At 67.3% G+C, this 19,038-nt stretch carries 13 protein-coding genes; 6 read left to right on the top strand and 7 right to left on the bottom strand.

What is annotated here, in order from left to right; genetic code table 11:
- Positions 1 to 108 precede the first annotated feature (108 nt).
- The 3 genes from IU459_RS02140 (at position 109) to IU459_RS02130 (ending at position 3,931) form a co-directional block, all read left to right on the top strand.
- Positions 109 to 1,467, top strand: a complete 1,359-nt coding sequence (locus tag IU459_RS02140) for a S1 family peptidase (protein WP_195127696.1) — start codon at positions 109 to 111, stop codon at positions 1,465 to 1,467.
- Positions 1,468 to 1,642: 175 nt separating this feature from the next.
- Positions 1,643 to 2,905: a S1 family peptidase gene (locus tag IU459_RS02135; protein ID WP_324198701.1), complete on the top strand. Its 1,263-nt coding sequence runs from the start codon at positions 1,643 to 1,645 to the stop codon at positions 2,903 to 2,905.
- A 138-nt stretch (positions 2,906 to 3,043) separates the two neighbouring features.
- Complete coding sequence (locus IU459_RS02130) at positions 3,044 to 3,931, top strand: NRDE family protein (protein ID WP_195127694.1); 888 nt, start codon at positions 3,044 to 3,046, stop codon at positions 3,929 to 3,931.
- A 102-nt stretch (positions 3,932 to 4,033) separates the two neighbouring features.
- On the opposite strand, the gene IU459_RS02125 is transcribed toward IU459_RS02130, so the two are convergent.
- Positions 4,034 to 4,765, bottom strand: a complete 732-nt coding sequence (locus tag IU459_RS02125; RefSeq protein ID WP_195127693.1) for a hypothetical protein — start codon at positions 4,763 to 4,765, stop codon at positions 4,034 to 4,036.
- 461 nt (positions 4,766 to 5,226) lie between these two features.
- Here IU459_RS02125 and IU459_RS02120 point away from each other — a divergent pair, with 461 nt between their 5' ends.
- Positions 5,227 to 8,367, top strand: a complete 3,141-nt coding sequence (locus tag IU459_RS02120; RefSeq protein ID WP_195127805.1) for a (Fe-S)-binding protein — start codon at positions 5,227 to 5,229, stop codon at positions 8,365 to 8,367.
- 77 nt (positions 8,368 to 8,444) lie between these two features.
- Here IU459_RS02120 and IU459_RS02115 read toward each other — a convergent pair whose 3' ends face one another.
- The 3 genes from IU459_RS02115 to IU459_RS02105 all read right to left on the bottom strand — a co-directional run bounded on the left by IU459_RS02115 (position 8,445) and on the right by IU459_RS02105 (position 11,483).
- Complete coding sequence (locus IU459_RS02115; RefSeq protein WP_195127692.1) at positions 8,445 to 9,593, bottom strand: acyl-CoA dehydrogenase family protein; 1,149 nt, start codon at positions 9,591 to 9,593, stop codon at positions 8,445 to 8,447.
- Positions 9,593 to 10,822 (bottom strand): acyl-CoA dehydrogenase family protein, encoded by a 1,230-nt coding sequence (locus tag IU459_RS02110; protein WP_195127691.1) that lies wholly within the window; start codon positions 10,820 to 10,822, stop codon positions 9,593 to 9,595. Before IU459_RS02110 ends, IU459_RS02115 begins: the two co-directional genes overlap by 1 nt.
- A 124-nt stretch (positions 10,823 to 10,946) precedes the next feature.
- Complete coding sequence (locus tag IU459_RS02105) at positions 10,947 to 11,483, bottom strand: YdcF family protein (protein ID WP_324198700.1); 537 nt, start codon at positions 11,481 to 11,483, stop codon at positions 10,947 to 10,949.
- Between the two features lie 144 nt (positions 11,484 to 11,627).
- On the opposite strand from IU459_RS02105, the gene IU459_RS02100 reads away from it, so the two are divergent.
- Together IU459_RS02100 and IU459_RS02095 are read left to right on the top strand one after the other, a co-directional pair.
- Complete coding sequence (locus IU459_RS02100; protein WP_195127689.1) at positions 11,628 to 12,950, top strand: UDP-glucose dehydrogenase family protein; 1,323 nt, start codon at positions 11,628 to 11,630, stop codon at positions 12,948 to 12,950.
- Positions 12,951 to 13,102: 152 nt separating this feature from the next.
- Positions 13,103 to 14,410 (top strand): Hsp70 family protein, encoded by a 1,308-nt coding sequence (locus IU459_RS02095; protein WP_228837179.1) that lies wholly within the window; start codon positions 13,103 to 13,105, stop codon positions 14,408 to 14,410.
- A gap of 241 nt (positions 14,411 to 14,651) precedes the next feature.
- On the opposite strand, the gene IU459_RS02090 is transcribed toward IU459_RS02095, so the two are convergent.
- The 3 genes from IU459_RS02090 to IU459_RS02080 all read right to left on the bottom strand — a co-directional run bounded on the left by IU459_RS02090 (position 14,652) and on the right by IU459_RS02080 (position 19,009).
- Positions 14,652 to 15,929 (bottom strand): YibE/F family protein, encoded by a 1,278-nt coding sequence (locus tag IU459_RS02090; protein ID WP_195127688.1) that lies wholly within the window; start codon positions 15,927 to 15,929, stop codon positions 14,652 to 14,654.
- Positions 15,930 to 16,311: 382 nt separating this feature from the next.
- Positions 16,312 to 17,568 carry a pyridoxal phosphate-dependent aminotransferase gene (locus tag IU459_RS02085; protein WP_195127687.1) on the bottom strand — a complete coding sequence of 419 codons (1,257 nt, stop codon included), beginning with the start codon at positions 17,566 to 17,568 and terminating at the stop codon, positions 16,312 to 16,314.
- A 103-nt stretch (positions 17,569 to 17,671) separates the two neighbouring features.
- Positions 17,672 to 19,009 (bottom strand): helix-turn-helix domain-containing protein, encoded by a 1,338-nt coding sequence (locus IU459_RS02080; RefSeq protein WP_195127686.1) that lies wholly within the window; start codon positions 19,007 to 19,009, stop codon positions 17,672 to 17,674.
- Positions 19,010 to 19,038 lie beyond the last annotated feature (29 nt).

The raw sequence follows: 19,038 nt of genomic DNA, 5'->3' as shown, positions 1-19,038 counted from the left end.
GGATGAATTTCGCCACAGCGGTCAGTTGCTGGACGAAGACTGTGTGCCAACGGATTACGTCCATGGCCACGGATTTAGCTGGCACGTGCGTGCCGACGAAGGGACTTCATGCGCAAGTTGGTGGCGCGTCGCGCCGCGGTCAAGGCTGTCGCCATCGCCTCGACCGTTCTCCTGGCTCCCTTGTTCGGCACGACGGCAGCCTCGGCGGTACCCGAGGCCCCCGCACAGCTCGCCGCGGACAATCTGCCGCCGGAACTGGTGCAGGCCATCGCACGCGATCTGCAGATGACCCCGACGGAATACCTGGACCGCGCCGCGCGTGCCCAGCAGCTGCGTGACTACGCTCGCGACTTCCGTTCGGAGCGACCGGATTCCTACGCGGGCGCTTGGATCGGCGCCGACGGCAAGCCCGTCGTGGCCGTCACCTCGCTGGACGCCGCCAAGATCGCCGCGGCCGACGGCTACCAGACCAGACTGGCTCCGGTCTCAGCGGACAGCCTGGAGACCTCGCTGGTGCAGGTCAACCAGTGGATCAGCGGTCTGCCGCGGGATATTTCCGAGGTGATCAACTCGGTGGCGATCGACTTCCTGAACAGCCAACTGGTGCTCAGCGTCGCCAACACCCCCGTCGGCCACCTGCTCAACCTGCCGACCGTGCTGGCGAACATCAAGGTCATCCTGTCGCCGAACGGCGGGGGCCCGGTCGAGCGCAGGCCGATGGGCGGCGACACCTACATCAGCACTCCCGGTTCGCTGCAGGACGCGTCGCTGCAGGCGGTCGACGTCTGCTCGTTCGGGTTCAACAGTGTGGACGCGGCGGGCAACGCGCTGAACATCAGTGCCGGCCACTGCGATCCGAACCTGGGCAAGGGCAACCAGGAAGCCACCGTCTACTACCCCAACGTGCGCGACATTCCGGCCAGCCCGGAACTGGGCACCTTCGTGCGCGCTTCGCTGGGTGGCCCGACCGCGCTGGACTACTCGGTGATCAAGCTGAACGAGCGCGCGGTGCGGGCGGGCATGGATCAGCCCTCGGTGCGCGGCGCCAACGGCACCACACTGTGGATCACCGGCACCGCCGACCCGGTCATCGGGGCGCCGGTCTGCAAGTCGGGCCAGTCGTCCACGTTCACCTGCGGCTTCGTCGTGGCCGACCGGGTGGAGACCCAGCTCTACACCGCGGCCGGCGAGAGCAAGACCGTGCGCGGGTTCGCCAGTTCGGCGTGCACGCTCGGCGGTGACAGCGGCGGGGCGATCGTGTCCGGCACGCTGGCGCTCGGCATCACCAGCGGTTCCAACGCCGCGGACGCGCCGAATTGCAACGAGGCCAATGTCGGCTTGGCGCAGTACGGCGGCACCGCCTCGCTCGGCATCCCGATCCGGGCGATCCTGGACGATATCGACGCCTCCTCCGGTGGCGGTATCGGCAGCGGCATCGCGGTGCGAACCCGGCCGAACGCGGGCTGAATTCACCCTCTACGCATGTGGCGACGGACATATCGTCGGCCGATGGGCTATCGGGACAACCAAGAACACAACATGAGTAGGCATACCGGGCAGAACCCCATATAGTCTGCTCATGCTCCTGCCACGTATAGGTCCTCCCCGATCAGCTGCGCGACAGACCGGAATCCGAAAAACAGTGATCGCCGCCTCGGCGGCGATCCTGCTGTTCGGGCCCACGGCGGCAGTAGCTACGGCTGAACCCGATCAGGCGCCCGGCCTGCCCGCCGAACTGGTGGCCGCCGTGGTCCGCGATCTGAAGATCTCGCCCGACGAGTATCTGCACCGCGCGGAAGTCGCCCAGCAGGTGGCCGCGTTCGCCACCTCCGCCCAGCGGCAGTACCCGTCGGTGTTCGCCGGTTCCTGGCTCGACGAGGCGGGCAGGGCAGTCGTGGCCCTGGCTCAGGGTCCCGGCGCCGACGAGGCCAAGAAGGCGGCGGAGTCGGCCGGCTTCGAGGTACGCAACGTAGCCAAGAGCGAGGCGGCGTTGCGCGGCGAGAAGAGCGCGTTCGAGCGCTGGCTGGAGGGCCAGCCCGAGGCGGTGCGGTCGCTGGTGCGCGGCGCGGTGGTCGACACCGTGAACAACAGCATCGCGGTGCGCGTCGACCAGGCGGGCCTGCCGATGCCGAACTTCATCGATCCGGCGCGCGTCATCGTGATGGCCCCGCCGGTGGCCGGCGAGCAGGCCACCGTGCAGGCGGGTGAGATCGCCGGAGAGGCGCGCGGTCCGCTCGCGGGCGGCGACGGCTTCGCCTCGATCGCCGGACGCAGCTCGCTGCGCTGCTCGCTCGGCTTCAACGGCACCGACCGCAACGGCAATACGGTGAACATCACCGCGGGGCATTGCAATCCGGACCTCGGTTCGGCCGGCACCGGCAACGCCGCCGGCGTCTACGAGCTGAACGGCGACCGGGCCGGCGCCCAGCTGGGCGTGTTCCAGAAGTCGGTGCTCGGTGAGCAGGACTACTCGATCGTGCGGATCAACGACCAGGCCAAGGACCGCTTCGCCAACAACGGCGTCCGCGCGCCCGGCGTGGCGCCGATCCCGATCGAGGGCGTGGCGACCCCGGTCGTCGGCGCTCCGGTGTGCAAGTCCGGTGCGCGCACCGGCTTCAGCTGCGGCGTGGTCAACGCCGTCGACCAGACCGTGCAGGTCGGCGAGCGGGAACTCACCCAGAGTTTCTCGGCCAACATCTGCGCGCTGCCCGGCGACAGTGGCGGTCCGATCGTGACCGGAAGGCTCGCTCTGGGCATCTCCAGCGCGTCGTCGGTGGCCGACTACCCGATCTGCGAGATCCCGAACATCATCGGCGCGCTCACGGGTAACGTGCCGCAGCTGTTCGCGCAGCCGGTGCACGTCGTGCTCTCGGACAACCCTGGGCTCCGCGTGCGCACCAACTGACAGCAGGACGCGAAAAGGCCGGCAGCCATTGGGCTGTCGGCCTTTTCGCCGTCTTCGGTCCCTTCCACTGCCCTTCCGCGGCCTTCGATGCGGGAAACGCAGCGTCGGGTGCCGTGCCGGTCGGGCATTCTGGACAGCATGTGTTTGGTGCTGATCGGCTGGCGCGCCCATCCGGAATACCGGTTGATCGTCGCTGCCAACCGAGACGAGTTCTACACCCGGCCGACCGAGTCGATGCGCCGGTGGCCGGAGGTGCCCGGCCTGATCGCCGGACGCGACACCGGAGCCACCGGCCGGGCCGCGGGCGAACCTCCCGGCACCTGGCTCGGCCTCACGGCGCAGCCGCAGGGCAACAATCGCTTCGCCGCGGTCACCAATGTGCGCAACCCCAACGACCAGCGCATCGACGCCCGTTCTCGTGGCGCCTTGCTGATGGACTTCCTGCGCGGCGCCTCGGACCGCCACCCGGCCGGAGAATTTCCCGGCCCGGAAAAGTACGTGCTCGATGCCGCGGCGGCGCCCGACGACTACAACGGCTACAACCTGGTGGTCTCCGACCTGCGCACGCTGTGGTGGCATTCCAACCGCAGCGCCGCGGAGCCGAGCGAGCTGGCTCCGGGCTTCCACGGCCTCTCCAACGGCACGTTCGTCACCTCCGCGGGTACAACCGAGCCCGACGCGGATCTGGCCGCTCCACAGCCCATCTGGCCCAAGGTGCGGGCCGGTATGACCGAGCTGCGCGAGGTCGTGCGCTGCGATCCCGGTGCGGTGGACCGCTACTTCGACGTGCTCGCCGATCGCACCGAGGCACCGGATGAGGCGTTACCGCTGACCGGAGTTCCATACGAGATGGAACGAGCGCTTTCGGCCAGATTCATCGCGCACACTGTGCACGGCACCAGGGCGAGCACGGTTCTCTTGGTGCGCGAGGACGGCATGTTCGAGATGGTCGAGCGCTCGTTCGGCAGGCTGGGCGAGGAACTGGGTGAGGTGGTCGTCCGCGGCCTGCTCGATCTGACCGGGTGACGACGGCGGCCTTGTTCTGTCACCAGTCCTGATCATGCCCGGAAACGGCGAGTGGCCCACTCTCCGGAGAGAGCGGGCCACTCGTCGTTTCGAATCGAAAGATCAGTTGGGCTGCTGAGCCGCGACCGGCTTCTCGGCCCACTTGGTGGTGCCGTCCGGCGCCTGCAACGTGTTCAGCAATTCGATGCCCGCGGCGACCAGCGTCGGCCCACCGACTGCGACGGTGCCGAGAATGCCGCCGATGCCCGCGCCGATCGGCAGGCCCGCGAGGCAGCCGACGCCGAACAGCGGAAGACCGAAGATGCAGCCGACGACCGCGCCGATCGCGGTGCCGATGAACCCACCGACGGCTGTGGCGATGCCGAAGTTGCTGGCGAACTCGTTCTGCGCACGCTGATTCTCGATCGGCGAGGCGATGTCCTTGGCCACCACCGGCTTCGCGACGACCGGCTTGTCGGAGACGACGAGGTCGGCCGGACGGTCGGGGGTGACTTCGAGAACGGTGCCGTCCTTCTTGACGTCGGCCTTGACCGGCACCTGCTTGCCGTCGACATCCACGTTCAGCGGGAACGAGACAAGGGTGTTGCCCTTGTCGTCGTGCACATTGGCGACCGTGGTCTTCGGCTCGTCGACGGTAGCGCCCTCCTGCTCGGTCACCGAGAAGGTTCCACCCTTGAGCGCCGCGACGACGGTCTTGTCGACCAGCTTCACCGAGTAGAGCACACCGGGATCGGTCTGCGCGGGAGCCGGCTCGTCAGCATGAGCCGTCCCCAGACCAATGGTCATCGCACCGATGACCATCGCAGCCGCCGCGGTGGTTCTGCGGAGTTTCATTCAGTTTCCAATCCATCATCAGGGTCGTCATCACCGGCTGGTCTCCAGCACGCGAGAGCTCTTTCCATCAAATCCGGGTGGTCGGCTCCGGATCCTCCCCGAGCGGTGTGAAGACGGGCACAGCTATTTGAACGTCGTGAGCCTAATGGAACGCCCCGTTTTAAGCGAGATGCCTTATCAGCCATGGGGACTAAGCCGATCCTTACCGACCGGGCGGAATGCTGCGCCGTTTACCGTGATGGTCACCGGACCAGCAGGTAGATCGGCGAGAACCATATTGTGATATTGATCACAGGTAAATAATGGGTCAAGCCCCAGCATGGGGGGCTATATGCCAAAAGCCGATCGTACGATGGACGGGGTTGTTACTGGCGGGTAACTTACCGCCAGTTAGGATACGAGCCAACCGAGGCGGTAACAGACCGGCCGCCCTCGTGGTGCCTCTAAAGAAAGGTCGCGACATGAATGCCCTGACAGTGACGCTGGGCACGATTGGGGCGGCGCTCAGCCTCCTGTGTTGGGCGTCGTTCATCGGCGGCGTCCGCAATATCGCGCGCGCCATCATGATCGGACAGCCCGCGCCGGATCGTTGGCGGCCCTTCTTCCCGCGCTTCAAGCAGATGATCGTGGAGTTTCTCGCGCATACGCGCATGAACAAATTCCGCACCGTCGGCTGGGCGCACTGGCTGGTGATGATCGGCTTCCTCGGCGGCGCCATGCTGTGGTTCGAGGCGTACGGGCAGACGTTCGACCCGGCGTTCCACTGGCCGATCATCGGCGACCTGGCGATCTACCACCTGTGGGACGAGATCCTCGGCATCGGCACCGTGGTCGGCATCCTCACGCTGATCATCCTGCGTCAGCTCAATCACCCGCGGGTGCCCGAGCGGCTTTCCCGGTTCAGCGGCTCCAAGTTCGGTCCGGCCTATGTCATCGAGGCCATCGTGCTGCTCGAGGGCCTCGGCATGATCTTCGTCAAGGCCGGAAAGATCGCGACTTACCACCACTCCAACGCCGCGACCGACTTCTTCACCATGCAGGTGGCGAAGCTGCTGCCCGCCAGCCCGGTAATGGTGTCGATCTTCGCCTTCATCAAGCTGATGTCGGGTATGGCGTTCCTCTACTACGTCGGCCGCAACATCACCTGGGGCGTGGCCTGGCACCGGTTCTCGGCGTTCCCGAACATCTACTTCAAGCGTGAGGACGACGGCGGCGTCGCGCTGGGCGCGGCCAAGCCGATGATGTCGAAGGGCAAGCCGGTCGACATGGAGACCGCCGACCCGGACACCGACACCTTCGGCGCGGGCCGGATCGAGGATTTCTCCTGGAAGGGCTGGCTGGACTTCACCACCTGCACCGAGTGCGGCCGCTGCCAGTCGCAGTGCCCCGCCTGGAACACCGGCAAGCCGCTGTCGCCGAAGCTGCTGATCATGTCGCTGCGCGATCACGGCTACGCCAAGGCCCCCTACCTGCTGGCCGGCGGCCGCAAAGACATGGGCGGCGACGAGGTCGGCCTGGTGGACGCCGAGGGCAACCCGAACGAGGCGAAGCTGGCCAAGATCTCCGAGGCGGCCAAGGCCGAGGCGGAGCGTCCCCTGGTCGGTGACGCCGAGGTCAACGGCATCATCGATCCCGAGGTGCTGTGGAGCTGCACCACCTGCGGCGCGTGCGTCGAGCAGTGCCCGGTGGACATCGAGCACGTCGACCACATCATCGACATGCGCCGCTACCAGGTGCTGATCGAATCGGAGTTCCCCTCCGAGCTCGCCGGTCTGTTCAAGAACCTGGAGAACAAGGGCAACCCCTGGGGCCAGAACGCCAAGGACCGGCTGAACTGGATCAACGAACTCGACTTCCAGATCCCGGTCTTCGGCCAGGACGCCGACAGCTTCGACGGCTACGAGTACCTGTTCTGGGTCGGCTGCGCCGGCGCCTACGAGGACCGCGCCAAGAAGACCACGAAGGCGGTCGCCGAGCTGCTCGCCACCGCGGGCGTGAAGTTCATGGTGCTCGGCGCCGAGGAGACCTGCACCGGCGACTCGGCGCGCCGCGCGGGCAACGAGTTCCTGTTCCAGCAGCTGGCGCAGCAGAACATCGAGCTACTGAACTCGGTGTTCGAGGGCGTCGAGCAGCGCAAGAAGAAGATCGTCGTCACCTGCGCGCACTGCTTCAACGCGCTGAACAACGAGTATCCGCAGGTCGGCGGCAGCTACGAGGTCGTGCACCACACCCAGTTGCTCAACCGCCTGGTGCGCCAGAAGCAGCTCATTCCGGTGGCGCCGGTGTCGCAGAACGTCACCTACCACGACCCCTGCTACCTGGGCCGGCACAACAAGGTCTACAACGCGCCACGTGAGCTGATGGCGGCTTCGGGCTCGAAGCTGGTCGAGATGCCGCGGCACGGCGAGCGGTCCATGTGCTGTGGCGCCGGTGGCGCGCGGATGTGGATGGAAGAGCAGCTCGGCAAGCGCATCAACATCGACCGGGTCGACGAGGCGCTGACCACGTCACCGGCGAAGATCGCGACCGGCTGCCCGTTCTGCCGCGTGATGCTCACCGACGGCGTCACCGCCCGCCAGGAGAAGGGCGAGGGAGAAGGCGTCGAGGTGGTGGACGTCGCGCAGCTGATGCTGGACGCCATCGAGCGCGTCGAGCCGTCGGTGCTGACCGAGAACCTCACGGTCATCCAGGAGCCGAAGGCGCCCGCGGTGGAACCGGAGCCGGAACCCGTCCCGGCGGCCGAAGCCCCTGCGCCCGCCAAGGCTGCGCCCACCGGCGGTGGCCTGGCGATGAAGGGTCCGGCCAAGGCGCCCGGCGGCGGCGGTCTCGCCATGAAGGGTCCGGCCAAGGCACCGGGCGGTCTCGGGATGAAGGGCGCTGCGAAGGCGCCCGGCGCCAAGGCTGCCGCGGCCCCAGCCGCCGAATCCGCGACCGCGGCTCCCGCCAAGCCGGCCAAGGGCCTGGCCATGAAGGGCCCCGCGAAGGCGCCCGGCGGTCTGGGGATGAAGGGCGGCGCGAAGGCGCCCGGTGCGAAGGCTGCCGCGGCTCCAGCCACCGAATCCGCTCCTGCGGCCGAGGCCCCGGCGCCCAAGCCGGTCAAGGGACTCGGCATGAAGGGCGGCGCCAAGGCGCCCGGCGCCAAGGCTGCCGCGGCCCCAGCCACCGAATCCGCTCCTGCGGCCGAGGCCCCGGCGCCCAAGCCGGTCAAGGGACTCGGCATGAAGGGCGGCGCCAAGGCGCCCGGCGCCAAGGCTGCGGCGGCGTCCGCCCCATCGGCCGAACAGGCTCCCGCCGAGACGGCAGCGGCGCCGACCGACGCCAAGCCGGTCGAGACGAAGCCGACGGTGCCCGCCAAGGGTCTGGCCATGAAGTCCGGCTTCAAGCGGCCCGGTCCCAAGGCGCCCGGTGCCGCGGCCCCCGCCGCGACGGACGAGACGCCTGCCGCGGAAGTTTCCGCGGCACCGGCCGAATCCGCCGCCGAGCCGGAGCCGACCAGTAACGGCAGCGGCAGCAATGGCGCATCCGAGGTCGCTCCGCCCACCGCCAAGCCAGGCGGTCTCGGCTTCAAGGCCGGCGCCAAGGCACCGGGCCGGAAGAACTGAGCACGGCGTTCGACCAGCGATAAGAGCCCGGGTCCCTTGGGACCCGGGCTCTGTCGTTTCCTTTGTACGCTGCGGAACTACGGTCTGGTCAGCGCGGCGTACCGGTCGAGATGCTCGTCACTAGAACCGAATTCGTGTTCTATGACGGTGAGACGCTTGAAATAGTGGCCGATGGCCAGTTCCTCGGTCATGCCCATCGCGCCGTGCAGTTGCACGGCGTTCTGGCCGACGAACCGCGCTGCCCGCGCGATGGTGACTTTCGCTGCCGACACCGCCCGCGCGCGGTCCGCGGCCGGGGCGCGCAACGAGTGGATCGCCAGATAGACGGCGGCGATGGCTTGTTCGAGTTCGATATACATATCGACCATGCGGTGCTGCAAGACCTGGAACCCGCTGATCGGCTGACCGAACTGCTGGCGCTGTTCGGCGTAGTCGAGCGTGTCGGCGAGCACTTTCCGCATGCATCCGACAGCCTCGGCGCAGATCGCCGCGGTCGCCTCCGCGATGGTCGGTTCGATGACCGTCCAGGCGTCGGACTCCGTGCCAAGCAATGCGTCGGCGGGCAGGCGCAGGCCGGTGCACACCAGGTCGGCACCGACCCGGTCGTCGATGGTCCGATAGGAATGCACCTCGACTCCGGCAGGCGGACGACTCGCGTCGAATTCGAGGCGGAACAAGGAGATCCCCGCCTTGTCGCGGCGCTCGCCGGAAGTGCGCGCCGTGATCAGCAGCTGCGTGGCCAGCGGTGCGCCGGTCACCACGACCTTCGCGCCGTCGAGCACCCACGAATCGCCGTCACGGTAGGCGGTGGTCGATACGTCGTACAGCGTGTGCCCGGAGCTCGGTTCCAGTGCGGCGAATGCGACGCGCGCGTTACCCGAAACGATTCGGCGCAGCACGTCGTCGGCCTGCTCGCCACCGCAGCGTTCCAGCAGTCCAGCGCCGATCACCACGGTGTCGATGAACGGCTCGACGACCAGCGCCCGGCCGAGTTCCTCGGCGATGACCATCAATTCGACCGGACCTCCGCCGGATCCGTCCACCCGCTCGGGCAGGGTCGCGCCGAGAATCCCCAGTTCGTCGGCGAACCCACGCCAGACGGCGGGCTGCCAGCCCACCTCGGATTTCGCCGCCGCGCGGCTTTCTTCCAGGTCGTAGCGGGCGCCGAGGAATCCGGCGATCGCGGAGCGGAGCATTTCCTGCTCCTCGGTGAGTGTGAAGTCCATCAGAGCCCCAATGCTGCTTTGGCGAGAATGTTTCGCTGGATCTCGTTGCTGCCCGCGTAGATCGAGCCCGCCCGGTCGTTGAAATAACGCAGCGGCGCGACGGCCTGCCAGTCCGCGCCACTGAGGTATCCGTCGGCCGGCGGGACGTACCGAGCGATCGGGCCGCCCGGTGCGGTCGCGTGCGGCTGGTACACGCGGCCGCGCGGACCGGCGGCTTCCAACGCCAGCTCTGTGAGCCTTTGGCTGAGTTCGGACGCGAGGATCTTGAGCATGGACGACGCGGGGCCCAGGTCCTTGCCCCGCGCCATCGCGGAAATCGTGCGGTATTCCAGGACTTCCAGCACGTCGGTGCGGATCCGCAAGTCGGCCAGTTTCGCCGCGAAAGCGTGGTCATCGATCAGCGGATTGCCGTCCCGGCCGGGCTGTCGCGCCGCGGCCATCGCGATGTCCTGTGCCATGACCTGGAGGTACGGCGCGGCCGCTCCTCCGCGCTCGTGCACTAGCAGGTACTTCGCCACCGTCCATCCGTCATCGATGCGGCCGAGCACATTGCTCTTGGGCACCCGCACGTTGTCGAAGAAGACCTGGTTCTGCACCTGTTCGCCGGAGGTCATCACCAGCGGCCGGATCTCGATGCCCGGCGAAGTCATATCGATCAGCAGAAAAGTGATGCCCTGTTGCTTCTTGCCGGTGCGCGAGGTGCGCACCAGACAGAAGATCCAGTTCGCCTCGGTGGCATGGGTGGTCCAGATCTTGCTGCCGGTACAGACGAAATCCGTGCCGTCGTCGAGGGCGGCCATGGTCAGCGCCGCCAAGTCCGATCCGGCCTCGGGCTCGGAGTAGCCCTGGCAGAAGAAGATTTCACCGGTCAGGATGCGCGGCAGATAGAACGCCTTCTGCTCGGCGGTGCCGAACGCGATGATCGCGGGCGCCACCATCTTGATCCCCATCGGGGAGAGTGCCGGCGCACCGGCCAGTGCCGATTCCCGATGGAAGATGTAGTGCTGTGTGCGGCTCCAGTCGCATCCGCCGTGCTCCACCGGCCAGGCGGGCGCCGCCCAGCCGTGCTCGTGCAGGATCCGCTGCCATGCCATGCTCGCCTCATGGTCGGGATACACGCTCGTCGCCAAGCGCCCGGCCCGCCGCAACTCCGGCGTCAGCTTCGCGGCGAGGAATGTGCGCACCTCGTCCCGGAACGCCAGATCCTCCGCCGACCAGTCGTACTCCATCTGCCCTCCTGGAGGGTCCACATCGTTGCTTCCGCGGCGACCATCGCGCCACGCGACAGAATGTACGTTTGATTCTCTCATCGAGTCAAACTGACGTCACCTGCCACCACATCGTGACCTGCGGCTAGCAGTCCTCGAACAATGCTTTCGCGAACCCCACCGACTGATAGGCGTAGTCGTAGGCCCAACGGGGCACGGAGAGATCGGGTTGGGGGTCGATGAAGAGAAGTTCTCCGTCCCAGCACTTTTGCAAGATGTAGCGGGCCCGGGAGACGTGCGGAGTGAACGTGACGACGATGACCCGCCGCCAATTATGTTTGCGAGCGAGGTGGGCAAGTTCCCGGCCCTCACCACGGGTGGTCCGCGGTGCGGGATCGAAGCACAGGACCTCGAAGCTGTAGCCGCCGTGACAGATGCGGTTCAGCATCGCGCTGTTGTCATAAGGATCGGAGAACACTACGCGCGGCGCGTATCCCTCGCGCGCGAGGCGCAGGCCGAGTTGTTCGCGCCCGTCGTGCGCGCCGCCCAGGACGAGAATCGCGTCCGCAGGGGCAGGCGCGTCGGTCCGTGGACGCACGTAGACCGGCCAGAGCGCGACCACGGCGACCGCGACCACCAGACCAGCACCGAGCAGGGCCCAGGCCAACCGATGACGTCGCACCACGCCGATGCTAGCCGGACATCGCACAGATCCGACCAGGTCAACGGGCCGCGACCGCCGATGTCGCCGCATGTACATCTGCTGTTGCCCGGACACTTGCCTCGGTGACGTGGCGTGGCCACCGTCGGGGCTTACCAATCGATCATGCGATGCACAGTCTTCGGAACCGGGTACCTCGGGGCTACGCACGCGGCGTGCATGGCTGAACTCGGGCACGACGTGATCGGGGTCGACGTGGACCCGGGCAAGATCGCGAAGCTGTCCGATGGAGTGGTGCCGTTCTATGAACCGGGACTCGAGGATGTGCTGCGCCGCAATCTCGACGCGGGCCGGTTGCGGTTCACCACCTCATATGCCGAGGCGGCCGCCCACTCGGAGGTGCATTTCCTCGGCGTGGGCACTCCGCAGAAGAAAGGGGAGTACGCCGCCGATTTGAAATACGTGCACGCCGTGGTGGATACGCTGGCCCCGATGCTGGAGCGTCCTTCGGTGATCGTCGGCAAGTCGACGGTTCCGGTCGGCACGGCGGCGGCGCTCGGTGACCGCGCCCGCGCGCTGAGTCCCACCGAGGTGGAAGTGGCGTGGAATCCGGAGTTCCTGCGTGAGGGTTTCGCGGTCAAGGACACCTTGCGCCCGGACCGGCTGGTGCTCGGCGTCGACCGCGACCGCGACGCAGCCGGGTGGGTCGAACAGCTGATCCGCGAGATCTACGCCGACCTGCTCGCCGCCGAGGTCCCCTTCCTGCTGACCGACCTGGCCACTGCCGAATTGGTGAAGGTGTCCGCGAACGCGTTTCTGGCGACGAAGATCTCGTTCATCAACGCGGTGTCGGAGGTGTGCGAGGCGACCGGCGCCGACGTGACCATGCTGGCCGACGCCCTCGGTTATGACGCGCGCATCGGCCGCCGATTCCTCAACGCGGGCTTGGGTTTCGGGGGCGGTTGCCTGCCGAAGGACATCCGCGCGTTCATGGCCCGTTCGGGTGAACTCGGCGCCGATCACGCCGTGGCCTTCCTGCGCGAGGTCGACAACATCAACATGCGTCGTCGCACCAAGGTGGTGGACATGGCCGCCCGCGCCTGCGGCGGCTCGCTGCTCGGCGCCAACGTCGCGGTGCTCGGCGCGGCGTTCAAACCGGAATCCGACGACGTCCGCGACTCGCCCGCGTTGAATGTGGCGGGCATGATCCAGTTGCACGGTGCGGTGGTGACCGTGTACGACCCGAAGGCACTGGAGAACTCGCGCCGGGTGTTTCCGACGCTGAACTACGCGACCTCGATCGCCGAGGCATGCGAACGCGCCGACGTCGTGCTCGTTCTCACCGAGTGGGACGAGTTCACCGCGCTGCGGCCTCAGGATCTGGACCGGGTGGTGCGGGCGCGCTCGATCATCGACGGCCGGAACTGTCTCAATCGTGCCACCTGGAGAGACGCTGGATGGGTGTACGCGGGACTCGGCACACCGTAGAGTTGCGGAGCGAGGCGGGTTACTGCCAGACAGATGACCAGTCCGCCTTAAGCACAGCTGATCGCCGGCGGTAGGGTCCGTCCAGCGCGCCTCCTCCGCCGACGTGCGGTGCGGGCTCGCATGTCGTGAAGTGTTAACGAGATGGGCAGCTGATGAGTTCGGTACTGGGAGTTTCGGTGGGGGCCGGCGCTGTCCGAATGGCGCGACCGCACGCCGGCAACCCCCACGGGCATGTCTCCCCACATTCCTTCGATCTGCAGACCATTCCGGTTGCCGGGCAGAGCGTGGAAGAACTGGCGGCCGAAGCCATCGGGGTCACTCTGGAAGCCACACCGGGAATCGGCGCCACCGCGATCGCCTATCGCAGTGAGCAGCACGCCCGCGCCATCCGCGCGGCCATGGCTCGTCAGCAGCTGACCAACTACGAACTCGTCCCGGAGATCGTCGCCGCGCTGGAGTTCGCGCAGGCCACCGGCGATATTCGCGGTATCTCCTCGCTGGTCGTCTATGACCTGGGCAGCTCGGGCCTGTCGGTGAGCGTTGTCGACACGCAGACCCGTGAAGTCCGGCACAGTGAACGCACCAGCGACATCAGCGGCGACTATCTCGATTCGCTGATTCGCGAGCAGCAGATCGCGTCGGGCCGGATCGCCCATCCGCCGAACGCGGCGGGCCTGGCCGAGCTGGACGCGCTGTGCCGGGAGGCCAAGGAGCAACTGAGCACCAACACGGCAGTAGCGCTGCCCAGCGAGCAGGGCTTGGTGCTGCTGGCGCAGGAGAACTTCGAGTCGCTGATCATGCTGGCGATCGAGTCGTCGGCGCGGATGGCGCGCGATGTGATCGTGCGCTCGGACCGCCCGGTGCACGGGGTGCTCGCCATCGGCGGCTGCGCCCGGATTCCCTTGGTCGCCAAGGTGCTCGAGCGCTGGATGGGCGTGCCCGTCATCGTGCCGGACAGTCCGGAGACCGTGATGGCCCGCGGCGCCGCGCTCCTGGCTCGGCCGGTCCGCAAGGAGACACCCGCCGCGAGCCCGGTGCTGGACGACGAACTCTCACCCGCGTGGTTATCCGCACCCACTCAGCGCGGCAAACGCGAGATCAGCGGCGCCGTGTTGACGGTCAGCGCGCTCGCGGTGGTCGCCGCGATCGGGCTCGGCCTCGGCTACGGACCGCAGGTGCTGGAACGCGATTCGCACACCAACGAGGGTTCGCCCTCGTTATCGCCGACCACCGCGCCGCGCACCACGATGCTCGATCCGCAGATCGCGGTCGCACCGGGCACGACGGAACCATCCGCGCACGAGTCGGCCGCCGCGCCGCCGCCGAATCGACGGCAAACCACCAGCGAGGCGCCGCCGACACCCGGCCCGAACACCATTGTGGTGCCCGGCCTTCCGCCTATCGTGGTCCCCACGATCCCGCCGGAGGTCTTTCCCTTCCCCCCGCCGCCGCCACGCTGAATCGACTACGCATCGCAGGTCTCGTCCCAGCTCTGTTGTGAGCAGCCTCGCAAGGTGAGCGACATCAGCGAGTCGTGCCGCCACCCATCGCGAACTGACCGGTGCGCGAACCGCCGACAGGCACCTCACACATGGTCGCCGCAATCGTCAGCGCCGTGGCGGTTTCCACAGGTGCCTGGGCAGCACGACCGTGCGCCCGCACATGGCTGGGGCCGAGGGCGCGGCTACCGAGGAGAACCACTCAGACCCGAGCGTGCCGGGCGTGCCGCTGGCGCGGCGGCGGGACCGGCTGCTTGGCGCCGAGCGGGCGGGCGAGCAGCACCGCGATGCCGGTGGTCAACGGCACCGAAAGCGCCAGCGCGATGCCGCCGACCGCGGAGCGCGCGATCTCGATCGCGACCGCGTCACCGGCCAGCACGTCGCGAATGGACCGCCCCGCCACGCTGAACAGCAGCAACAGCGGCAGCGCGCCACCGGCGTAGGCGAGCACCAGGGTGTAGACGGTGCTGGCGATATGGTCACGGCCCACGCGCATGGCGGCGGCGAAGACCTCGCGACGGGAGGCGGATTCGTCGATGGCGGCCAGCTCGAACGCGGCCGACGCCTGCGTGATGGTGACGTCGTTGAGCACGCCGAGCGACCCGATGATGAATCCGGCCAGCAGCAACCCGGTGATGCTGACGTGCTGGATGTACGTGGCGACGTTGGTGTTCTGCTCTTCGGAAAGCCCGGTCAGATGCGTCAACTCGATCGTGAGCCAGGACAGTGCCGCGGCGAGCAGCATCGCGGCGAGCGTGCCCAGCAGCGCCGAACTCGTGCGCAGGTTCACCCCGTGCGCGAGATACAGCACGGCGTACAGGATCAACGCGCCGGCGACCAACGCGACCGGGACCGCGGGTTTGCCGTCCAGCAAGGCGGGCAGCAGGAACATCACCAGCACCGCGAAGGCGAACACCAGGCCGAGCAGCGCACGAACGCCGCGCCAGCGCGCCACCGCGATGATCACCACCACGAAGGCCAGGGCGATCAGGGTGAGCGGCAACCCGCGCGAGTAGTCCTCGAACGAGTACAGCGGCGTTCCGCTCGGATCGGCCTGGCGGACCACCCGGATCTCGTCGCCGGCGCGCAGATCGGGTTGTCCTGGACCGGGCGCGATCTCGAACAATGTGTGGTTGCCCTTGTGCGGGCCGGACTCGATCGCGATCACACTGCGCTGGCAGGTGTAGGCATTGGTACGTGGCGGCTCGGGCTTGTCGGGGAACACCTTGCCCAGCGACGCGCTGCCGCACGGGCCGATGTCCTGCATCACCACGGTGCCCGCTTCGGTCTCTACCGCGCCGCCGCCGGCGTTCTGCATCGGCAGTGGGATATCGACGTGCTGCTCGCTCGGCCACAGGGCGATCGCACCGAGGACGACTGCGACGCCGATCACGGTGAGTAACCCGATGACCACGCGCGCCGCGGTGGCACCGATCGCGATCGGTCCCGAGTGATCGTGGTGATGGTGGTGGTCGCTCACCGCGCTCCTACCTGTCCGACGTGTTTCTGCCCGGGCCGAGCCTAAAGGATTTCATTTTCAAGATCAGAGCGGTGGCCACGATACACAGACGGAGCGATCCGATCGAAAAGAAAGGCGGATTTTGGAGGGGGCGGCGGAGAGCAGGGGGATGTCTCCGCCGCCCGCGGGCTGGCGGCCCAGGGGGGTAGGCGGCCGAACCCGAGGTCGGATGTGCCCAGGGGGGTAGGCAATCCGACCAGGCACTCTGTGGTGCCGAGGACTACTGTACACAAAAGTACTTCTTTTGCGCTAGGCAGTCGCCAAATCCGACAGATATTCGTACATATGGTTTGTTTACCGGCTCGAAGCGGGGCGTCTATCGAGCCCCGCCGGCCGCCCGCCCTCACTGGCGATAGTTGGACAGGAAGTTGCCGAAGCGTTCGATGGCGACCGCGAGATCCCGTGCCCAAGGCAGCGTCACGATCCGGAGATGGTCATGGTTGGGCCAATTGAAGCCGGTCCCCTGCACCATCAGGATCTTCTCCTGCAGCAGCAGATCCAAGATCAGTTTCGAGTCGTCGTAGATCTCGTACACATTCGGATCCAGTTTGGGGAACGCGTACAGCGCGCCCTTCGGCTTCACACAGGAGACACCCGGAATCATGTTCAGCCGCTCCCAGGCGACATCGCGCTGCTCGAGCAGCCTGCCGCCGGGCAGGATCAGGTCCTCGATACTCTGATGTCCGCCGAGCGCGACCTGAATGGCATGCTGCGCAGGCACATTCGGGCACAACCGCGACGAGGCGAGCAGGTCGATGCCCTCCAGGAAACCGGCCGCGTGCTCCTTGGGACCGGTGATCGCCAGCCAGCCGGACCGATAGCCCGCGACCCGGTAGGCCTTGGACAGCCCGTTGAAGGTCAGACACAGCAGGTCGGGCGCCATGGTCGCCAACGAGATGTGCTTGGCGTCGTCGTAAAGGATCTTGTCGTAGATCTCGTCGGCGAGCAGCAGCAGCTGATGCTTGCGCGCGAGATCGGCCAGCTGCTGCAGCACCTCGGCGGAGTACACCGCGCCGGTCGGGTTGTTCGGGTTGATCACCAGCAGCGCCTTGGTCTTGTCGGTGATCTTCGATTCGATGTCGGCGATATCCGGCTGCCAGCCGTTGGACTCGTCGCACAGATAGTGCACCGGGGTGCCGCCCGCCAGACTGGTCATGGCGGTCCACAACGGATAGTCCGGCGCCGGGATCAGCACCTCGTCGCCGTTGTCCAACAGCGCCTGCATGGTGATGGTGATCAGCTCGGAGACGCCGTTGCCGAGGTAGACGTCGTCCACGTCGAGTTCGGGGAAGCCGGGCACCAATTCATAGCGGGTCACGATCGCCCGCCGCGCCGACAGGATGCCCTTGGATTCGGAGTAGCCCTGGGCGTACGGGAGCGCGGCGATGATGTCGCGCATGATCACGTCCGGCGCCTCGAACCCGAACGGGGCGGGATTGCCGATATTGAGCTTGAGGATGCGATGGCCCTCGGCCTCCAGCCGTGCCGCGTGCGCGTGTACCGGTCCACGGATCTCGTAGACGACGTTCTGCAGCTTCGTGGACTGCTCCAGAAGACGCGGGGGGCGGTGCGGATGCTGACTAGGACTCACGCGTCCCATGGTGCCATCCGTCGCAACTGGATAAGTCACGCGTCCGCGCGACCATCGGGTGACCGCGGCCGCGACGGCGGCCCCGGCGCGGTTGAATGTGACGCGTCATACATCAACACGGGTTGCCCGGCGGGATGCCCTTGGCCGCCGTGGAGCCGCAGAACTCCTCGATCCGCTCGTCCAGACGCCGCGCTTCCACGGCGTCCTTGAAGGCCGGGGTGGCGATCCGTCTGCGCACGCCGTTCAACCGTTCCTCGAGCTGCGCGATGCGCTTGTCCTCATCGAGGGCGAGCACCGGATGCAGCGCCTCGGACGCCCCGTCCAGACTGCCGTTGATCAGGTGAGCGGCCGCGCAGTCCACCCTCGCCAAGGACTCCGCGCCGTAGGAACGCTGCTCGGAAGGCCCTTTCGCATACAGTTCGATGGCCCGCTTGGTCGCGTTCAGCGCGTGCTCCGCCTGACCGAGGTGGATGTAGGTCGCTCCGGCGTAGTAATTGGCCTTGGCGTCGTTGAACCCGAAGACGCCACCCACCTCGTCGTGCAGGGCGTCGGTCGCGCCGATCTCGCGGGCGTCGGCGGCGGCCCGGATGCATCGGTCGGTGTCGGCGGCACTGCCGAGCGCGGACCAGATCCGCGCCTCGATATTGAGCAGTCGCACATGCGCGGTCGCGGACTCGGCGAACTCCTGCCCGCTCTGCGCGAGCTGGACCGCCCGGCGGGGGCGCTGCGACCAGTACTCGATCAAGGCGTGCATGCCGCGGGTCCAGGCGCGAAGTCCGTTGTGCCCGCAGAGTTCCGCATAAGCCCAAGCCGCCCGGACCTGTTCGCCCGCGGCGTCGTAATGACCGAGATCGGTACTCGCGTTGGCGAGCAGGCCCGAGAGCGTGCCCGCCAGCAGATACAGATGGCTGGTATCCGCAGGCCGCTGATGGCCCTCCAGCAGCCGGTACACCCGGCGGCGCACCCGCAACATCTCCACCATCATCGGAACCGGCGGGATGTGCACGTAATCGTTCGCGATCCGTGCGACATCCGCGTCGAGTTGTTCCAGGGTGGTCGCACCCACATTGGTACTCTCGGCCTTGCCGGCGTGCTCGCTGGCCTCGTGGGCAGCCGCCATGATCAGATCCCTCTCCGAAATCGCTGCTAGTGCAGCACCTCTCAGCGCACCGGCGTCTATGAGAGCCAGAAGATCCGCGTCGGTCGAATACGGGCCGCGTGCCGAGGCGCCGCCCCGCGCGTCGAAACCCGGCGGGATGCTTCGATCGATCACAGGCTGATCGATCAAGGCCGCGAACCGCGCCCGCACCACTTCGTCGGACCTGGCCAAGGACGTGTCCAGAGCGGCCTGATTGATCGGTCGTGGGTGGACCCGGACGCCCCCGGCCTCCCACTTGGACACCAAACGTTCGTGCACCCCCAGATGGGCGGCGAACTCTCTGATGCTCATCCGCTTGGCATCGCGAAGGGCTCGGGCCT

Origin of the sequence: Nocardia amamiensis, from assembly GCF_015477605.1 — a bacterium.
GTDB lineage: Bacteria > Actinomycetota > Actinomycetes > Mycobacteriales > Mycobacteriaceae > Nocardia > Nocardia amamiensis_A.
The sequence above is the reverse complement of the archived record's forward strand: the minus strand, read 5'-3'. Positions and strand labels throughout refer to the sequence as shown.

Bases quoted from the DNA above. Each gene is read 5' to 3' on its own strand.
- IU459_RS02140 (WP_195127696.1), top strand. From the start codon at position 109: ATGCGCAAGTTGGTGGCGCGTCGCGCCGCGGTCAAGGCTGTCGCCATC.
- IU459_RS02130 (WP_195127694.1), top strand. From the start codon at position 3,044: ATGTGTTTGGTGCTGATCGGCTGGCGCGCCCATCCGGAATACCGGTTG.
- IU459_RS02125 (WP_195127693.1), bottom strand. From the start codon at position 4,765: ATGAAACTCCGCAGAACCACCGCGGCGGCTGCGATGGTCATCGGTGCG.
- IU459_RS02120 (WP_195127805.1), top strand. From the start codon at position 5,227: ATGAATGCCCTGACAGTGACGCTGGGCACGATTGGGGCGGCGCTCAGC.
- IU459_RS02115 (WP_195127692.1), bottom strand. From the start codon at position 9,593: ATGGACTTCACACTCACCGAGGAGCAGGAAATGCTCCGCTCCGCGATC.
- IU459_RS02110 (WP_195127691.1), bottom strand. From the start codon at position 10,822: ATGGAGTACGACTGGTCGGCGGAGGATCTGGCGTTCCGGGACGAGGTG.
- IU459_RS02100 (WP_195127689.1), top strand. From the start codon at position 11,628: ATGCGATGCACAGTCTTCGGAACCGGGTACCTCGGGGCTACGCACGCG.
- IU459_RS02095 (WP_228837179.1), top strand. From the start codon at position 13,103: ATGAGTTCGGTACTGGGAGTTTCGGTGGGGGCCGGCGCTGTCCGAATG.
- IU459_RS02085 (WP_195127687.1), bottom strand. From the start codon at position 17,568: ATGGGACGCGTGAGTCCTAGTCAGCATCCGCACCGCCCCCCGCGTCTT.
- IU459_RS02080 (WP_195127686.1), bottom strand. From the start codon at position 19,009: ATGAGCATCAGAGAGTTCGCCGCCCATCTGGGGGTGCACGAACGTTTG.